Origin of the sequence: Anatilimnocola floriformis, assembly GCF_024256385.1 — a bacterium.
Taxonomy (GTDB): domain Bacteria; phylum Planctomycetota; class Planctomycetia; order Pirellulales; family Pirellulaceae; genus Anatilimnocola; species Anatilimnocola floriformis.
The window spans coordinates 4154802-4173007 of sequence record NZ_JAMLFW010000001.1 but is presented as its reverse complement, the minus strand read 5'-3'; the positions used below and the strand labels follow the sequence as shown (position 1 = coordinate 4173007).

Annotated in this window: 16 protein-coding genes; 6 read left to right on the top strand and 10 right to left on the bottom strand. The window is 58.6% G+C overall.

Annotated features, from left to right (window positions below):
• Positions 1 to 8 precede the first annotated feature (8 nt).
• Positions 9 to 242, bottom strand: a complete 234-nt coding sequence (locus M9Q49_RS16060) for a hypothetical protein (RefSeq protein WP_254509817.1) — start codon at positions 240 to 242, stop codon at positions 9 to 11.
• 26 nt (positions 243 to 268) lie between these two features.
• Positions 269 to 3685, bottom strand: a complete 3417-nt coding sequence (locus M9Q49_RS16055; protein ID WP_254509816.1) for a DUF1553 domain-containing protein — start codon at positions 3683 to 3685, stop codon at positions 269 to 271.
• A 460-nt stretch (positions 3686 to 4145) separates the two neighbouring features.
• On the opposite strand from M9Q49_RS16055, the gene M9Q49_RS16050 reads away from it, so the two are divergent.
• On the top strand, positions 4146 to 5051 hold the full coding sequence (locus tag M9Q49_RS16050; protein ID WP_254509815.1) for a DUF1571 domain-containing protein: 906 nt from the start codon (positions 4146 to 4148) through the stop codon (positions 5049 to 5051).
• Between the two features lie 135 nt (positions 5052 to 5186).
• On the opposite strand, the gene M9Q49_RS16045 is transcribed toward M9Q49_RS16050, so the two are convergent.
• Positions 5187 to 5714: a hypothetical protein gene (locus M9Q49_RS16045; protein WP_254509814.1), complete on the bottom strand. Its 528-nt coding sequence runs from the start codon at positions 5712 to 5714 to the stop codon at positions 5187 to 5189.
• A gap of 729 nt (positions 5715 to 6443) precedes the next feature.
• On the opposite strand from M9Q49_RS16045, the gene M9Q49_RS16040 reads away from it, so the two are divergent.
• From M9Q49_RS16040 to M9Q49_RS16030, 3 genes are read left to right on the top strand one after another with little or no spacing between them, the layout of a single operon-like run.
• The gene (locus M9Q49_RS16040; protein WP_254509813.1) at positions 6444 to 6593 is read left to right on the top strand and encodes a hypothetical protein; all 150 of its coding nucleotides are present in this window, start codon (positions 6444 to 6446) and stop codon (positions 6591 to 6593) included.
• 52 nt (positions 6594 to 6645) lie between these two features.
• Complete coding sequence (locus tag M9Q49_RS16035; RefSeq protein ID WP_254509812.1) at positions 6646 to 6930, top strand: hypothetical protein; 285 nt, start codon at positions 6646 to 6648, stop codon at positions 6928 to 6930.
• A gap of 19 nt (positions 6931 to 6949) precedes the next feature.
• Entirely contained in the window at positions 6950 to 7261 is a 312-nt protein-coding gene (locus M9Q49_RS16030; protein WP_254509811.1) for a hypothetical protein, read from the top strand.
• Positions 7262 to 7671: 410 nt separating this feature from the next.
• On the opposite strand, the gene M9Q49_RS16025 is transcribed toward M9Q49_RS16030, so the two are convergent.
• Positions 7672 to 8196, bottom strand: a complete 525-nt coding sequence (locus M9Q49_RS16025; RefSeq protein WP_254509810.1) for a hypothetical protein — start codon at positions 8194 to 8196, stop codon at positions 7672 to 7674.
• Between the two features lie 304 nt (positions 8197 to 8500).
• On the opposite strand from M9Q49_RS16025, the gene M9Q49_RS16020 reads away from it, so the two are divergent.
• The gene (locus M9Q49_RS16020) at positions 8501 to 9160 is read left to right on the top strand and encodes a hypothetical protein (RefSeq protein ID WP_254509809.1); all 660 of its coding nucleotides are present in this window, start codon (positions 8501 to 8503) and stop codon (positions 9158 to 9160) included.
• Between the two features lie 14 nt (positions 9161 to 9174).
• On the opposite strand, the gene M9Q49_RS16015 is transcribed toward M9Q49_RS16020, so the two are convergent.
• The 3 genes from M9Q49_RS16015 to M9Q49_RS16005 are packed head-to-tail and all read right to left on the bottom strand — an operon-like array spanning position 9175 to position 12189.
• On the bottom strand, positions 9175 to 10179 hold the full coding sequence (locus M9Q49_RS16015; RefSeq protein WP_254509808.1) for an acetylserotonin O-methyltransferase: 1005 nt from the start codon (positions 10177 to 10179) through the stop codon (positions 9175 to 9177).
• 23 nt (positions 10180 to 10202) lie between these two features.
• The gene (locus M9Q49_RS16010) at positions 10203 to 11243 is read right to left on the bottom strand and encodes an agmatine deiminase family protein (RefSeq protein ID WP_254509807.1); all 1041 of its coding nucleotides are present in this window, start codon (positions 11241 to 11243) and stop codon (positions 10203 to 10205) included.
• A gap of 16 nt (positions 11244 to 11259) precedes the next feature.
• On the bottom strand, positions 11260 to 12189 hold the full coding sequence (locus M9Q49_RS16005) for a carbon-nitrogen hydrolase (RefSeq protein ID WP_254509806.1): 930 nt from the start codon (positions 12187 to 12189) through the stop codon (positions 11260 to 11262).
• Between the two features lie 296 nt (positions 12190 to 12485).
• Between M9Q49_RS16005 and M9Q49_RS16000 the strand changes: the two genes are divergently transcribed.
• Positions 12486 to 13826 (top strand): PhoH family protein, encoded by a 1341-nt coding sequence (locus tag M9Q49_RS16000; protein ID WP_254509805.1) that lies wholly within the window; start codon positions 12486 to 12488, stop codon positions 13824 to 13826.
• A gap of 135 nt (positions 13827 to 13961) precedes the next feature.
• On the opposite strand, the gene M9Q49_RS15995 is transcribed toward M9Q49_RS16000, so the two are convergent.
• The 3 genes from M9Q49_RS15995 to M9Q49_RS15985 form a co-directional block, all read right to left on the bottom strand.
• Complete coding sequence (locus tag M9Q49_RS15995; RefSeq protein WP_254509804.1) at positions 13962 to 14954, bottom strand: WD40 repeat domain-containing protein; 993 nt, start codon at positions 14952 to 14954, stop codon at positions 13962 to 13964.
• Between the two features lie 150 nt (positions 14955 to 15104).
• Entirely contained in the window at positions 15105 to 16391 is a 1287-nt protein-coding gene (locus M9Q49_RS15990; protein ID WP_254509803.1) for a DUF1501 domain-containing protein, read from the bottom strand.
• A gap of 71 nt (positions 16392 to 16462) precedes the next feature.
• Positions 16463 to 18091: a DUF1549 domain-containing protein gene (locus M9Q49_RS15985; RefSeq protein WP_254509802.1), complete on the bottom strand. Its 1629-nt coding sequence runs from the start codon at positions 18089 to 18091 to the stop codon at positions 16463 to 16465.
• Positions 18092 to 18206: the final 115 nt, after the last annotated feature.

Sequence of the window (18206 nt, the reverse complement as noted above, 5' to 3'; positions counted from 1 at the left end):
CCATCGGCTTACCTGAAAGCAGACGACAGCACAAACCCGCCGAAACCAATCGCTGCAGCTCCCACCACGCAGAGCAGGATGCCCGGAACCTTGGTTTGCGGCTTGCGAACGATTGCAATTCCGACGATCAACATCGTGATCCCGGCGAGCACTCCAGCCGAACCGACAACGCGCGAGATCATAGCTGAAATCGCAGCGCCGGCGCTTTCCGAGGCGAGCAGCGAAAGAAATTCTGGCAACATGGGATGGCAATTTTCGGGTTTGAGATTTAAGGCAGGAACACAAACTCAGGCGAATTGATGATCGCCCATACCAGATCTTCAGCCCGCATTCGCCAATCGGCGGTGAGGAGCGTCGTCGGCGCGTCGCCTCGCTCGACTTCCACTTGTCGTTGCAGGCGAACTTCGTTGGCTTGCGGATGCAGGTGATTCGACCAGGAAACGCCGTCGCGCTTCGGTTGCGTCGGCATCGGTCCGGGGCGCGCGCCGGTGAGGCGATCGTCAAAACCTGGGTTCAGTAACTTACTGCCAAGTTCTGCTTCGCGCGTTGTCGGTTCGCGGCCGAGGATTTGCAAGTAAAGATGTTGGGTGAAGTCCGCCGGTGACTTGCAACGAACCGCCGCGAGCGTGAATTCGCTGTCCTCCGAGAATTGCGTGATCCGTTTCGTTGCCGTGCCGTTGGCGACGACGGCGGGTTGGAGCACGGTCGGCTCTTTTTCGCGCAGCGTGAGTGGATCCTGCCGCGAAGCCCGCCAGCCGAAGGCTTCGAGGACGTTGAGCATCGGCTGCGCGGAGGGGAGCGACAAGCTCGGCCGATCGCGCTCGTTCGAGAGCGACGTGAACTGCCAGGCTCGCTCCGGCAGGCCCAAGCTGATCGATGCCGTCTCCAGGCGGCTGCCGTCGACGTCGACGTTGAGTTCTTCACTGTGGAGTCGCTTGCCCGCCGCGGCAAAGAGCGAATCGAGAATCTGTTCCGCGCTAAGTCGTCGCCGCTCGGGCGCGGCGAAAGATTTCGTCAGCTTCGGATCGCTCGACGTTTCGCGCTGATAGGCCTGCGAGTTGAAAATGAGTCGCGCGATGTACTTCAGGTCGTAACCGTGCGCTGTGAATTCGCGAGCGAGGTACGCGAGCAGTTCGGGATGCGACGGCTTGCCTTGTTCCCAATCGTCGACCGCTTCGACAATTCCGCGGCCCAGGTAACGTTGCCACAGGCGATTGACGAGGACCTCGGCCATCCGTTCGTTTTGCGGCAGCGTGATTCGCAGGGCCAACTCTTCGCGAGTATCGCCCGATTTGCGCACGAGCTCTGCGGGGACATCGAATTTCAACTCGCCAGCAAACGGCCAGTTCGGCTTGATCTTGTCGCCGGGCTTGAGAGTGATTTTGACGATGTCGGACTTCAGGGCGCCAGCGCCGCCGGGAATCGTGCTCGTCTTCGGCAACTGCTGCGTGCCGCGGCCGAGCATGGCGGCCAGGTTGAAGAGCTGTTCTTGTTTGAAGGGATGAAACGGGGCGTCGTGGCAACGAGCACAGTTGAGTTCGATGCCGAGAAGTGCTTTGGCGAGCACATGCGATTTCGCGGCCAGCGGCGCGTCGTTCTCGGTCGCCACGGCAAAGCCGCCCGGGCCGCCGTAGCGCGGGCTGCCGTCCATCAGGATCAGGTCCGTCGCCATTCGATCGAACGGTTTATTGTCGAGGAGCGACTCATACAACCAGAAGCGAAAAGGTCCGGTGTTGTTGAGCGTGGGATTAACGATGTTCGGATTTTCGGCGAGCACATCCTGCCAGTAACCCATCCAGTTGTCGGCCCAACCGGGCTGCGCGAGCAACTGATCGATGAGCTTCTGCCGCTTGTCGGCTGACTTGTCGTTCAAGAATTTTTGTACCGCGTCAGCCGTCGGCCCAACGCCGATCACGTCGAGATAAATCCGTCGCACGAACGCTGCATCGTCGATCAGTTGGGTCGGCTTGATATTTTCTGATTGCAGACGCGCGTTGATGAACTGATCGATCGACTGTGCGCTGGCCGGCTGATCTTTCTCCGCAATTCGCTGAGCATAAGAGTGCCGCTGTTGCCAGTACTTGGTGTAATCCGCACTCGCGGCAGCGCGGCGTTTTTGATTGGTCGCGAGCAACTGGGCCCGCTGCTGATCTTCGAAGGCGAGCCAGGCATCGTCTTGCAGCGGGAATGATTCGCGCGGGCTGACAATCCGAAAATCATCGCTCCCCTTGGCCGCAATCGCGACGCAGGTCTCGCCCAACTCAGGCCGACGCTTCTTACCGGCGACAAAGACTTCCAGTTTCAACCGATGATTGCCAGGAGCAATTTTCAGTTCGACCAGTTTCTCTTGATCGCCCGGCTGCAGCGCGCGGATGTTCTTCGAGACCTTGCTCTGCACCGGCACCCAATCGTTGTGGCCATCCGTCTTGCCCGATGGAAACGGGTTCTCGGCGATCAGCTTGCCATCGAGATACAACTTCGCCGCGTGCCGCGAGCGGAGCAGCACGCGCTGATCGCCGCTGGGCAATTCCGTATCCATCGTCAGCCACAAAACGTGCGGGCTGCCACGATCGATGCGCGTGCCGTGTTCGCCGTACTTTTGTGGAATCGCCGATAGCGCCAGGCGATCGTGCGTCCAGCGTTCGCTGGGCTGCGGGTAAGAGAAATTCCAAGTCCAATCGTCGGGCAAGCCTTCGAAGACTTCGACCAAAGCCTGATTCTTCGGAATCGGCTGCTTCGTGACGTACCCTTCCGGCATGACCGCTTTCCAGCGAGCCGTGATTCGCTCAGCCGACAGCGCCGTGCGATATATAGCCACTTCATCGAGCAGGCCGGTGTAACTGTTCGCCGCGTTGCCGCCGCTGGCACTGCCGAGCCAGATCTCGTCGTTGTCGACGACCGGCGCTTCGGCAGTTGCTCCGCCGTAATCCCAATCGCCGCTAGTCGCTTTGCCGTCGATGTAACCGCGGATCGATTTCGGCTCGCCGAATTTGTAAGTCACGGCCAGATGATGCCACCCCGTGCCGAAGCTCGCCGAAGAATTCCAGCGATGCCAGTCGTCTTGTGTTTTGTTGGTCGCGCCGCGAAAGAGAAAGCTGATCTTGGCCTGGCCGCCCGCGCCGGCAATTCGCAGCCCCCAGTTTTGATTGTCCTTGGCGACACCCGCGTTGCCGGTGCGCCCCTTGCCGATCAGATAAACCTGCGCGCCGTCGGCGAGCTTGCCAGGGCTCACCCAAGCCTCGAGCGTGATCGAATCGCCGTTGGCAAAATCGAACGGGCTGTTGTCGCCAGGATCGGCAAATTTTAGATAGCTCTTCCCATCAAACTTGGCTGCGGTGTTGTCGCTGGCGAAGAGGGGAAAAACGGGCGGCCGTGGACCAGCATCTGTCGCAGTGACTTTGCCGACGGCGGTGACCGGGCCGACCTCGAGTTTGTCGGCAACGGCCGGTTGTTGCCAGGCTCCTTCGGCCCCTCCCTTGGCTTGTTGAAATCGCCACCAAGCCACCGGTTCGTCATCGGCTACGAGTTCGGCGTACGCGCCGGCAGAGGACATCGGCAGATCGTCGGTATCGTTCTGCGGAGCGCGCTTTTGGGCGGCAGCAGTCCCGATCCAAACGCCAACGAGAATGGCCCCGACGAGCGGCGTCCAAAGAATTGGAAATGCGTGCTGCTTCGCGAACGGCATGATGACGAACTTCGCGGGAAGGGAGAGGATGGAGCAGCACCTATCGTAACGTAGGCGAGCCCCAAAGTTGAAGTATTCAGGTCACAGGTTGTGGGGCACACTATCCAGCACGTTCATCGGGCACCGCCGATTAGCTCTCCTTTTCCTCTCGCCCCGATCCGTGCCTCGCGGTAAAATGTATGGGCTTTGCCGACTGCTGGTAGGTCAGTGGCAGCAAAGCAACAGAATCCGCAATTCGTGCGGTTGACTTTGTGAATTTCGAGTTCCCGCTGCGGCGATGAATTACGTAAGTCACGCGGTCAACCCAATTTCACGTAGCGGAGCGTGAGGGTTCGTCAGGTTGCCTCCTCCCCACGGGCGGCTCCCACGGCTGGCATATCAAGGAAGAATGCAGTGATCGGCTGGATGCCGCGTGCTCAGGCACGCACCCAACCGACGCCTTGGCAAGGAGATTTTGCGGATGGCTGACAACTCGCTCCCTCGTGGGCTGAATGCCCGGCGGATGTTTTTGCAAGCTCTGGGCTTCAGCAGCTTGAGTGCTGCCCTGGCCATCGCGCAAGAAGGGGAGCTCAAAGAGCCCGTCTTCCGCGTTGCCAAGAATCCCGAAGGGGCTGCTGCCGGCATCGCCGTGCCCCTCGATTCCCACCCGCTCGATCCGGCCCTGAAAATCGCCCAAGACACGCTGGTCAACATTCAGCGCGACGTGGTCGACTACACCACGCTGATCGTTAAGCGCGAACGGGTGAACGGCAAGCTCGGCGTTCATGAATTCATGGAAGCCAAGGTCCGCAACCGCAAGATCGTCGACGGCAAACTCACCGCGCCCCTCTCGGTTTATCTGAAGTTCGTCAAACCGGACTCGGCCAAGGGTCGCGAAGCGATTTGGGTCGAAGGCAAAAACAACAACAAGATGCGAGCCCACGAAGGCGGCCCGACGGGCGGCTTCCTGCCGACGGTGTGGCTCGACCCCAACGGCATCCTCGCGATGCGTGGCCAGTTGCACCCGATCAGCGACATCGGCATCGAGAACCTGGTTCTCAAACTGCTCGAACGTGGCGCCCGCGAACGAAAGCACGCCGAGTGCGAAGTCGAATTCAAACCCGGCGCAAAGATCAACGGACGCGTCTGCACCGTGCTGCAAGTCCGCCATCCGGTGCCCCGGCCGCACTTCGAATTCCACATCGCGCAGATCTTTATCGACGACGAAACGAAGCTGCCGGTTCGCTACGCGGCCTACCACTGGCCGACCGACGCTGCTGACAAGCTGGGTCCGGTGCTCGAGGAATACACCTACCTCGATATCAAGCTGAATCCCGGCCTGACCGATGCGGACTTTGATCCGGAAAATCCGAACTACAAGTTCTAATTCGGATCGGGTTTGTTGAATCGCCGACGCTGTTAGCGTCGGCGCTTGGGACGCGCGACTTTGTCGCGCGTTTTTTCGTGCGCTAGCTGCGTTTTCCGACAGAGGGGTTAAGTGGCGCAGTCTGAAATTCCCCAGCTAGTTGCCGGCCAAATCGATTTGTTGCGAAACTAAGGTCGGATGCTTTTTCATCTGCTCAACACCGGCTGGTGACAATCGTGCGCTTGTGAGCGATAGGTGCGCCAAGTTGGGGTGCTTCGCCAACAGATGTGCCAAGCCCTTATCCGTGAGACCTCCTGGTTCTTTGCTAGACACTGAGGCTCGCCCTTTAGCACCTGTCCAGATGGCAATTCTTGTGATGCCGGGAGCATCGTCGAGCAGCTTGATCAACTCGTCCGCTTCTTCTGTCGGCTCGGGATAAAAAGTGGCCCCAACAACGTTGTGAAAGTAGTCTTGGCCCAAACTGCGCGAAAGCCAAAACGGCTCCCCGAGTTTGGCGCCACGGGGGACGATGACGTAGTCGTAAACCACGCGAGCGCCGACACCGTGCAGTGAGGCAACCAAGCGCTTCTGCCTGTTTGCACGGTAAGTCCAGATTGCCAACCCGACACAAAGTAGCGTCGTCAACAACAGCAGCGTTCGCACCGAGAAGCTTTTAGGAAGCATGCTACTCCTTGAATTCTTCTGTGGACGGACGGAACTCCCACGCTTTTGGCCTGATCTTCCGGTCGAGCTGCTCCAGAGGCCAGAAAGCTACCTCTTCGCTCGGATTAAGCCAGCGGTAATGCACAAGGATGTCCTACATCCCTCCGCGCCGCGGATCATGTCGGAATATTCCCCCAGGCACCAGCAGCACCAAGTACATCCCCACGTATAGCACCGGCAGGAGCAGCAGCACGATCGCGACGATCAGGGGTGCGCGAGGTCCGAATTAAACCTATTGATGATGGTCCATTATGTGGACCCGATTTTTAGTGCCGAAATCGACGCCGCTAATCTTGCTTTCGCATTTCCTGTCCGCAGCATGGGCACGGGTTTAGGGCCTTTCTCCATATGGTATCCCTCTCAATCGCCCTATGCGCCTGAAGCGTCTCTTGCATTGAGTTAGCGACTGCCTGGAACTTGGCGTTGATTGTTTGATTGTCGTGTGCTTGCGAGTTCACAATTGCTTGCAAATTTCTGTTATCTGCGAACCAGCCTACGGCAAGCGAAATAGCCAAAACTGCCCAGAACAAATCTCGCAAGTGGATTTTCATGAGCCCATTCTATCCGCGCACGAAAAAGCCCCGCTAGAGTTCGCGGGGCTGGCGATAGGAGACTAGTTGTCACCTATCGCGTGGCGCTGAGGGGCTTGGCGCTCTTGGGACCGATCAGGAAGATGAAAACAAGGCCAAGATGGTGAAGGTTGAATATCGCCTTGATGAAGGCAAGGTTGTGTTGCTCTGGCCAGATGAGTTGAGCAAGGATAGTTTCGACGAATTTGAATATTGGATCACTGGGCTGCTTAACCGCGCACGCCGAAAGGCTGGCATCAAAGACAAGTAGGACGCGGTGGGCGTGGCGCTCAGTACGATTGTGCGGGAGTAGGATTTTCGAGATGAGTGATCAGCCCAAGAGACGCAGGCAGGCGTGGCACAAAGAACCGGGCTGGTCAGATGCCTTTCGCCGCAATGAGCTGCTGGTACGCTGCGGATACCTGCACACAAGGGCAGGCCTACTTGCCAAAAAATTTGACACCAAGATTGCTCTGGAGTTGGTTACAGAGATAGAGGGGACCATCGAACCAGCAACGGATGCTGGCTATACCGACGCGGCGAAAGAGTTAGAGGCTGACCTTGCGATGCTCTCGCAGCTACTATCGCAGAAATCGGCGGTGAACTGACTTATTGGGCAGAGCCGGCATGAAACGCGAATCCCGCGCACCCCTGATTGTCGCCATCGTGCTGCTGGTGCTGCCAGTGCTGTATGTGGGGAGTTATTTGGCGCTGGTTGTGCCGGGTGGCTTCTCGCCTGTCACACCAATCAAGGGAAGCAAGAAGATTGCTTTTCAGAATCCCTGTGAGATCGCTCATTTTCGCTGTGGCGTTCACCGCGCCGCCCTTTTCTTTTGGCCCCTGGAGCAGATCGACCGGAAGTTGAGGCCGGGAGCGTGGGAAACTGACTTGGACTTTCGTTTCTCTGACGACTCAGGCTTCGGTTTCCAGCCCCCTTAATTCCGCCTTCCCTGGCTAGGTCCACATAATGGACCACCACCTCTATTGACATTAGTGTACGTACGTGTACTATTGCCTGGTTTGGCTCTTTGACGCTGTGGTTGTCAGAAAATGCGCCGCTGCTCTTCGGCAGGCGTCCGTCAGCTATTTCTTGCGGTTCGATCTCATTCACCGCAATGGCAGCAGTCTGCCGTGCTATCTCCTATGCATTATGTGGCAATTAACTAGGAATAACCTCGTCGAGTGATGGTTATCAGGGCGTTATAAAGTGTTATAAAAGGTTATAGAGATAATACAGTAATTCGGCGTAAGCTGTTGGCTGGTAAGCAGATTCGGCGAAACAAACTTTGCGATAACTGTTATAAAAGCGATCCCCGAAAGTGGGGCGGGCTGCTGGCGAGAGGGTGGGGCTATTCGAGAGTAGCCATCACGGCTGATTCTCGCCGGGCTTCGATCTGCTCGAGTTCCAGATCGGCTTCGGCGGCGCTTTTGCGGCCGTAGGCGACCTCCAGCATCAGAATGGCTTCCTCGTTGAGGCCAACTCGTTGAGCTAGGTCCATCGCGCGGTGATAGCTGGCCCGGGAAATGAACGGCAGATAGTACGTGCCGAAAAAGAGGGCGACGATCAACACGCCGCCAATGCCCACGCCGATGGCGGGGAGCGTTTTGTGCTCGGAAAACAGGATGATCGAACCGATCACCGTGCCAATGAAGCCGAGAAACAGCGCCGCTCGCAGCCAGGCGACCAGAATGCTTTTGAAACTGAGCGGCAGCGTGACGCCGCGGAAGTTGTCGCCGGTTTCCTCGAGCACAAAGTAAGTGCCGGTGGGAATGAGGGGCAGATAGTTGACGTGAAAGAACTGCGTCGCGACGTACCCCATGCGCGGCACGTCATCGACCTTTCCCATCAGCTTCGTACCAAAATGCAACGACATGCCGGCGGCTCCGATTATTTGCGAGTAACGCCCGTATTGTAACCCACATTGTCGTCGTTCGCTCCGCAAGCGCTGGCCGAATGACGCCGAGGCTCACCAAAATATTCGCCACCCCAGGCCGATTCGTGACCTAGAGTTTCTGTTAGGCCGAGCCAAAACGCTCAGCTGCTTTTCGCGACTTGTCATTTGACAAAACCAGGATCCTCATATGCGTTCTTTCTGCCTGCGCGTGCTTCTTTGCTGCCTCATCGCCTGTTGTCTTTTGGCCATGTGGGTACCTTTCGCCTCGGCGGAGGATTTCATCTTGGCCGACGGACGGGCCTGGCCCGGGAAAATCCTGATTGCCAATGAGCGGGGCGAACGGACGCTGGCTGTGCGTGACGCGCGGCAGCCGCAGGAACTCACGCCGCGGGTGCAGAGCGTGACCACACTCCGCGACGGCAGGATCATCTTTGCGAGCGGGCTCGATCGTTCATTGATGGAATTGCTGCCGCGCGGCGAACGGGTCTTTCAGCACGGCGGTTATCTGGCCCGGCAGGTGCGCACGGATCGCGATGGCACGCTTTACTGGAGCGGACTGGAAACGCCGATCAACAACAATCCGCTGCCAGACGGATTCATCTACAAGCTGAACGCCGACGGCACTTCGCAGCCGGTGCTCACGTTCTCGCAAGGCGACGTCGGCAAGGATTGGTGGGGCGCGTTCGATGTCGTCGAGGGGCGGCTGTTCGTCGGCACGCTGCGAAATCGAACGGCGATTTACGATATCAGCGTCTCGCCCGTGCAGCACGTCGTAACGCTGCCCGTCGCGCTCACTGCGTTTCGCTTCGGTCGCGACGCCAGTCTGTACGGCTGCGATGGCCAGGGCAATCTCTACCGCTGGGCCGATCGCACGCAGCCCGAGCGGTATGAAACCGTGCTCCGCTCGACGACGGCGTTTGTCGATTTCGCAATCGCGCCGTGAGTTGATCGCGGGCCTTAGGCCGGCACGGCTTCGAGCACGTCAAGCTCGCCCGCAGTGTGCACGATGCGGTTGAGCTTCAGTCCTGCCCCGGCGAAGAGTTCGCGATATTCATCGGCCGTCCGTTCTTTCCCTTCGGGAATCGTGAGCATGGTGAGATCGAGCCACTTTACGAAGCCCGGTTCATTGCCGGTGGGAACCACGCTTTCGACCACGACGACCTTGCCGCCACGCTTCAAAGCCGCGCGGCAATTCTTGAGGATGGTAACGCACTTCTCATCATCCCAATCGTGAATGATGTGCCGCATCATGATGACATCGGCTTGCACATTGACCTGCTCGAAGAAGCTGCCCCCCACGAACTGACAGCGATCGCCGACGCCGGCTTGCTGCAGATTTGCTTTCGCCCGTTCGACGACATGCGGCAAATCAAACAGCACGCCTTGCAACTTCGGCTGGCGTTTCAACACCTCAGCAATCGTGTTGCCATTGCCGCCACCGACATCGCATAGCGTGTGGCAATCGGCAAAGTCGTAGGCATCGATCATCAGCCGCGTCTCGGCACCGTGAATGCTCGTCATCGCGGCATCGAACACCTTGGCTTGTTCCGGATGCTTGCCGAGAAAATCGAACACGCCTTCGCCGAAGACTTTGCGAAAACTCCCCTGGCCAGTTTGAATGCTATAGAGCAATTCGCCCCACGCCGCGTAGTGCTCTTCGCCCATCATCACGGCCATCGCCCACTGCGAATCGGCAGCCGATTTCTGCAGCGGTTCGCTCAACGGCGAATTGGAAAACTTGCCATCGGCTTGCTGCGTGAAGACGCCCACGCTCGCCAAGGCCCGCAGCAAGCGAAAGAGCGCGCCAGCGTTTGTCTTCGTTTCGGTTGCGAGTTCCGCAGCGGATTTCGCACCGGCGGCGAGCTTGTCAGCTAATTCGAGTTTCGCAGCGACGTAGATCGACTGCGAAGTCCAATAGCCAGTGATCATTTGCTTGAGAGCGAGGACGGGGTTGCCGTTCATGGTGAGTCCTTTCGTAGCGTCCGCTACAAGTGCGCCAGCGGCTCTTGTTGCGATAAGCAGTGAAACGAGCCGAGGCCCCAGACCAAGTTGAGCGAAGGGCTGCCGACGACTTTGTGATTCGGCATTAAGTCTTGCAGGATGCCAATCGCTTGTTCATCGGCGGGATCGCCGAATTGCGGCACGATCACGGCGTCGTTAACGATTAAGAAATTGCCATAGCCGGCCGGCAGGCGTTGTTCATCGACAAACAACGGGCGCGGGAGCGGCAGACGAGCGACTTCGAACGGTCGATCGTCTTGATCGGTCAGCTGCTGGACTTCTGCCAGGTTTTGCTGGGTTGGGCCGTAGTTTTCGTCGCTGGGGTCGTCACACACGCAGACGACGATCGTGCGCGGATTCACGAACCGGGCGATCTGATCGATGTGGCCGTCGGTATCATCGCCGGCCATTTCTCCACCTTGGATCCACAGCACTTTTTTGATCGCCAGATAATCGGCGAGATATTTTTCTACCTGCTCGCGCGACAAGTGTGGATTGCGATTGGGGTTCAACAAGCACGACTCGGTCGTCAGCAAACAGCCCGCGCCGTTTCCTTCGATGGCGCCACCTTCGAGGATGATCCCCGGCGAAAAGACGCGGCGATATTGCAGCTTTCCGATCGTTTGCGGCACCAGGTTGTCTTTGTCGAAGGGCGGATACTTGCCGCCCCAGGCGTTGTATTCCCAATCGACGAGCGCCGGCTGCAAGCGCGCTGCCGTCGTGCTGGTTAAAAAGATCGGACCGTGGTCGCGACACCAGGCATCGTTGGTTTCGATGTCATGCAGCGTGACGTTTTTCAACTCGCCGACGAGCGATTTGGCGTGCGCGAGAATCTCTTTGCCGCCGGCGAGAATATTTACCGGCTCGAATTGCGCAATGGTCCGCACCAGCTGTGCGAACTCGGCCGGCACGGGTTTAAAGTGACCAGGCCAGGTCGCCGGATTTCGCGGCCAGCTGAGCCAGACCGAAGCTTGCCGTTCCCACTCCGCGGGCCAGCGATAACCGAGTTGCTGTGGTGTGAGCATGATCAGCGAATTTCACTTACTGGGCCGAATCGAGATAACGCTTCGTCAAATCGCCATAGGCATCAATCCTCCGATCGCGGAGGAACGGCCAGTGTGTGCGGACGACGTCGATGAGCCCAAGATCGCAGGGCACGACGAGAATCTCTTCTCCTTCGTGCTTGGCTTTCGCCAGCAGGTTGCCGTTGGGATCGCTAACGAACGAACCGCCCCAGAACTGCAACGCACCTTCGAGGCCGACGCGATTTGGCGCCGCGACGAACACGCCGTTGGCGATCGCATGGCTGCGCATCATCGTTTCCCAGGCGTTATGCTGGCTCGCGCCGAAGACTTCCTTCTCTTCCGGCAGCCAGCCGATGGCCGTAGGATAGAACATGATCTCGGCGCCAGAGAGTGCGGTCAGGCGAGCGGCTTCAGGGTACCACTGATCCCAGCACACACACACGCCGACCCTGCCGAACTTCGTTTGAAAGCTGCGGAAGCCGAGGTCACCGGGCGTGAAGTAAAACTTCTCGTAGAACAACGGATCGTCCGGGATGTGCATCTTGCGATACAACCCGAGCTGCGTGCCGTCGGCATCGAAGATGACCGCCGTGTTGTGATACAAACCGGGTGCTCGTCGCTCAAAGAGCGAAGCAATGACGACGACGCCATGCTTCTTCGCAGCCTGTTGAATCGCGTCGCTGGTGGGGCCGGGAATGGACTCGGCCTGATCGAACTTGGCGTGGTCTTCGGTCTGGCAGAAGTAGTGACCGGCAAACAACTCCTGCAAACAGATGACGTTTGCCCCTTTCGCCGCGGCCTCAGCGATTTTCGCGAGAGCCTTCTCGACGTTCGGTTCCTTGGCCTCGGTGCAGGTCATCTGCACGACGGCGACGTTGACGACGCGGGAGTTTTTGTAGGTGTACGACATTGCACCGGGAATGTGAGAAAGGAGATGCGGAGACAAGTGCGAATTATACGCGTCTCGGCGGAGTGGGAGAGGGGGCCGGCTGGTGAGCGAGCGAATGAAAGTTTTCTTCGCGAAACGCTCACTTCGTCTTCATTTCGGCATGTTCAAGATTCCACTCGACAGTTTGCGGCAGTTCGAGCGTCGGCCCTGCAGCTCATCCTCGAATTACCCTGCCGCCGCAACGGTCGCCACACTCGACTTGTCCTTTTCCCTCTTTTGCGCCAGACTGAAAGCACAGAAAGGCAGGCTCACGGATGAACTACCCGCACGCATTGCCCCGCACGGAACGCAGCATGACCGATTCTCCGGCTGTCCCCAAACTATTCGTGCTCGACACGAATGTGATTCTGCACGACAGCGGCTGCATTCAAAATTTCGAGGAAAACGACATCGCGATTCCGATCACGGTGCTCGAAGAACTCGATCACTTCAAACGTGGCAACGAAGCCATCAACTTCCAAGCCCGCGACTTTCTTCGCTCGATCGACGAGCTGACTGGCGACAATCTGCTCACTGCCCAGGGGACTTCGCTTGGCCCCGGCCTCGGTACGATTCGCGTCATCCTGGGGAGCGAAATCGATCCACGTGTCAAAGCTGCCTTTGCCGCCGATACGCCCGATCATCGCATTTTGAACTGCGCCCTGCTGCTGCAAAAACGCGAGCCGAATCGCCGAGTGATTTTGGTGACGAAGGACACCAACTTGCGGATGAAGGCCAAGGGCTTGGATCTGCTGGCGCAAGATTACACGACCGACAAGGTCGAGAGCTTTGACAAGCTTTACACAGGCAAGCGGGTGATCGAAGACGCGCCGAGCGAAGTGATTTCGCAGTTCTACAACGAGCGCGGGCTTGTGCCGCTCGAGAGCGTGCCGCAAATCACGCATCCGCTGCCGAACGAGAATTTCATCCTCCGCAATGGCAGCAAAAGCGTGCTCTGTACTTATCGCCATGCCGATCAAATGCTGGTGCGCGTCGAAAAGCTCAACACCTACGGCATCGTGCCGCGCAACGCGGAGCAGGCCTTTGCCCTGCGGATGCTGACTGACGATAGTATCAAACTTGTCACGCTCGCCGGCACGGCGGGAACCGGCAAGACGCTACTCGCACTCGCTGCCGCTCTAGAATGTCGGCAAAAGTATCGGCAGATCCTACTCGCCCGCCCAGTCGTGCCGCTGAGCAATCGCGACCTCGGCTTTTTACCCGGCGACGTCGACGCCAAGCTCGATCCGTATATGCAACCGCTGTATGACAATCTCACGGTCATCCGGCACCAGTTCAACGATCAGGACGCCGCTGCTCAGCGCATCAACGAAATGCGTGAAAGCGAAAAACTGCTCGTCACGCCGCTGGCTTACATTCGTGGCCGCAGCCTGCAGCGAATTTTCTTCATCATCGATGAAGCTCAGAACCTCACGCCGCACGAAGTGAAAACCATCATCACGCGGGCCGGCGAAGGAACCAAGATCGTCCTCACTGGCGACATCCGGCAAATCGATCAGCCGTACCTCGATGCTTTGTCAAACGGCCTGAGCTATCTCATCCACCGCATGATGGGCCAGCCGATCTACGGCCATGTGACGCTAGAAAAAGGCGAGCGCTCGGCGCTGGCCGATCTGGCGAGTGAACTCTTGTAGGCGCAGTCACTCCGTGACTCGCAACACGTTTTTTGGCAATTGCAGTGAGAATCTGAAATAGAAAGGATGGAGGGTGAGTTACAGTTCTCGCCTCCCGCAGCTATCCACCTGTTGCGAGTCACGGAGTGACTTCGCCTACGATAGTTCCCACACCCCGACTCTGCCGTGCCCACAAGCAAACAGCTTGTCGGCCGTTTCGTTCAGCACGCAAGCGTGAACGTGCATCGGGGACTTCTCGCTCTTCGTGACTTTTTTCGCTTCAAGATCATAAATCTGGATCAAGCCGCCGTTGTCGCCGCCGACGCCGATGAACCATTTGCTATCCGGGCCGAAGGCGAAGAACTCGACGAGCCCTTTGGCGTCGCCGAGGAACTCGTGCAGTTTTTCGCCCTTCTGCCAGGCAAAGGCTTCGACGCGCGAGGGGCCGTCGAGATGATCGATATTGCCGATGTGGCCTATGCCGCCGACGACGATGGTTTCGCCGTTCGGTGAAAACGCCACGCTCCGCGCGCCGCCGATCGAGTGAATCCGCTGCTTGGGATCCCAGGTATAAAGCCCCGGCGCTTGCAACGTTTGTACTTTGCTGCCGGTGCTCGCCTCCCACACGCAGACCTGGCCGACGCGATCGGCAGTCGCCAAATGCTGGCCGTTCGGCGAGTAAGCGACGGTGTACAGCATCGAAGGAAAGTTGTTTGGCGTGAGTGTCTCGTGGCCCTTCAGCTCATGCACGAGCTTGCCCGATTCGACTTCCCAAACGCGGCAGACCATGTCATCGGCCACACTCGCGCACTGATTGCCGTCCGGCGAAACAGCAAGCTTGCGGATCCAGCGCGCGTGAGCGTTGTCGACGGTGCGAATGACTCCGCCGTTCGTGATGTTCCGCCAAATCAATTTGCAGTCGTAACCGCCGGACACCAATGTCTCGCCTGCCAGCGCAAGCCCCGTCACATACGGGCCATGGCCTTCCCAGGACTTGAATTCCGGCTTCTCAGCGGCGAGGTCGATGTCGTAGACCTTGCCATCCGACGCGCCGAGAAACAATCGGCTGGAATCCTTGACGCGGGCCAGCGACAGGAAGACTTCCTTGCTGCCCATATCTTTCGCGAGTTTGAGTTTTTCGGGTGGCATCTGAATTCTCTGTCTGCTGCTACTGGTTCCCTCTCCTCGGTACTCCGGGGAGAGGGGTAGGGTGAGGGGTTGAAGCTGGTGCCGACGTCATCTGCCGTATCAGCCCCTCACCCCGGCCCTCTCCCCAGAATACAGGGGCGAGGGAGCTTTTTAGGAAAGAACTTCCGCGACGTGCTTGGTCCCCGGATCGGTCAACGGAATCGGCCGAGCGCCGATGTGGTAATCCTTGCGATGGTCGATGCCGACGGCGCGATAGATCGTGGCGAAGAGCTCGGCGGCGCCGATCTTGCCATCCTTCACTTCCCGGCCGTCGTCATCGCTCGCGCCGTAAACGCTGCCGGCTTTCACGCCGCAGCCGGAGAGGGAACTGCTCCATGCGCTCGCGAAGTGATCACGACCGAGGCTGCTGTTGATCGACGGCGTACGGCCGAATTCGCTCAGGGTGACGACGAGCGTATTTTCAAGCAAGCCCCGCTCGCTCAAATCGTCGAGCAGGGCGCTCATCACATTGTCGAGCTCGGTCACGAGTTCCAGATGCGTTTCGAAATTCTGGCCGTGGCTGTCCCACCAGGCTCGCGAGATTTTGACAAACGGCACGCCGGCTTCGACCAAGCGGCGAGCGACTAGGCACTGTTCGCCGAAGAGCGTCGGGCCGTACTTGTCGCGAATACTTTGCGGCTCTTTCGAAATATCGAAGAGCTGCTCGCTGGCCATGAGTCCGCGGACTCGAGCGTAGGATTCGTTGTGGCTGCCGAGCGATGCCGATTGCCGGCCGGCCGCGAAACGCTTGCTCAGCAGGTCGCGCAGCTCGCCACGCTGCTGATGATCGAGGTCGCTGATCTCGTCGAGCTTCCGCAGGTTCGGCGGCACGTTCCCTTCGGTGAGGAACATCGCGTTGTACCGCGCGCCGAGAAAACCAGACTGGCTCACCGCGCTGCCGCGGCCCTCGGTGGCCGTGTAAAAGCTGACGTAGTCAGGAACCTGGCTGTCGACGCGGCCCAACTCGCGAGCAAGCACGGCGCCGAGGTCGGGATACTTCACCGTCGGTTCGTCGCGTCGGCCGAGATGCATCAAGCGAGCGGCGCCGCCGTGATCAGCATTTTTCGTATCGAGCGAGCGAATGATCGTCGTGTACTTCGACAGCCGCGTGGCCATCTTCGGCATGAGCTCGCTGATCTCAACGCCGGGGACCGATGTCTTGATCGCCCGAAACGGCCCGCCCGTCGAGCGGCCCGGCTTGGGATCAAAGGTCTCCAACTGACTCGCACCGCCAGCGAGCCACAACAGAATCACCCGCTTCCCTTGCTGCTTCAATTCGCTGGCAAGGACGGGATTCTGCAGCACATTCAGTCCGGTCATATCGGCAGCAACCGCAGCTCCGGCGGCAGATGCGCCGAGGAAACCGCGACGGCTCCACGATCCACTATTTTCCGACATGGCAGACTCCATTTCAGTTTGAAGTTTGTAGTTAGGTTGCCAACTTCAAACTCTGAACTTCAAACCTATTCTTAGTAATTGAACCGGCATTCACTGCTGGTCAGCAGGGCCCACACCATCTGCTGCAACGCTTGTTCGCGGCGGTCGGCGCGGGCTTTCAAATATTGCTCAAGGGACTGCAGCTCTTCATCGGCTGGCGCCCGGCCGAAGATATTCCAAACCGCCGTGGTCGCGGCTTCTTTGTCGTCGGCGATGTCTTTCAACTTGCCGAGCAACGTGCCGCCGTCGATCCGCAGCAGTTCCTGGCTGGTTCGGCTGGCATTGCTGAACGACAGCGCTTCGTCGATGCTGACCTGAAAATCCGGGCCGGGGAGTTCGAGCTTTTCGGTGAAACTGCGGCCCGCACTTTCGAGCCCCTGCATCTTGTTGTCGAGGGCATCGCCGGCAAGTTCGGCTGCATATTGATCGGGATTGACCATCGCCACTTTGAGCGTGGTGCCGTATTGCCACGGCGTGAGCGGGCGGACTAAACCGAGAGCGAAGAGTTCGTCGCTCGGGCGTTTGGCCGCCGATTCCCAGCGGCTGCTGCGGGCGTAAGTGTCGCTCAGCAAAATGCCGCGGGTCAGGCGGGCGAGGTCGTAGTTGTGCGTCTGCAGATCGCGGGCGAGCCAGCTGAGCAATTCCGGATGGCTTGCCGGATTTTCGGAATGCATCTGATCGACAGGCATGACCAGGCCGCGGCCGAGCAAGCGATTCCAAACGTGATTGACGATCGAGCGCGTGAGGAACGAATTGGCTTCGGGCGAAAGAGCGATTTCGACGAGCTTGGCACGACGGCTGTATTCCGGCGGCGACGGCGCCTTCTTATCCTTCTTCAGCTTTTCGAGCTGCTCCTTTTCTTCCTTCTTGGCTTTGTCGTCGGGCTCTTTGTTTTCTGGTTCGTCAAACACCTGGCCGGTGAGGAACATCAGCTTGGCTTGTTTGCTTTCGCCGGCGGTCGTTTTGAAATCGACCTGGCCATACGACTTCTCTCCCATCATTTCGCCGTTCTCGAAACTGCGGACGAAGAACGACTTCATGCCGAAGTAATGGTCCTGTTTCCAATCGGCAACCAGCGGATGGTCGTGACATTGGGCACAACTCACGTTCACGCCGAAGAGGAGCGAGCTGGCTTCGGCGGTCAGCTTGTCGTGATCCTTGAGTCGGGCTTTGACGAAGTTGATGGCCCCTTTTTGTTCTTCATCTTTCTCCTGGCCGACGAGCAACTCGCGGAAGATCCGATCCCAGCTGCGATTCTCGCGAAAGGCTTCGGTCAGGTAACTGCGGAGCGAAGCGTTCGTACCATTCATCAGCAGGGCGTTGAACGCGGCAGCTTGTTCGCGAGCGAAAGCCGGTGAAGCCATGAGTCGTTCGACCAATTCGCGGCGCTTGGCGGGGTCGTTGTTTTGCTGGTAGGCCTTCACTTCGGCGGCGGTCGGCGGCCGGCCGTGCATATCGAGCAGCGTGCGGCGCAACAGGTTGGCATCGTCGGCGAGAGGCGCCGGTTCGACGCTCAGCGCCTTTTGGCGGGCAGTGATGTAATGATCGACGGCAGCTTCGATCGTGGCATCGGCCGGGAGCAATTCTTCGGCGTGCAGCAAATTCGCCAGCGCACAGCCGAAAACGAACAAAGCCAGCAGTGGTCGCTGCCAAAAAAGCATCGGTTGCTCCTCATTCGCGGCGGGAGTGGCGAACGGCCTTAGGTGGGAAATATGCGGCGGGAGGGAAGCGTTCATTCTCAGCGACGCGTCACGGTGATGCAAGCTGATTTGCGGC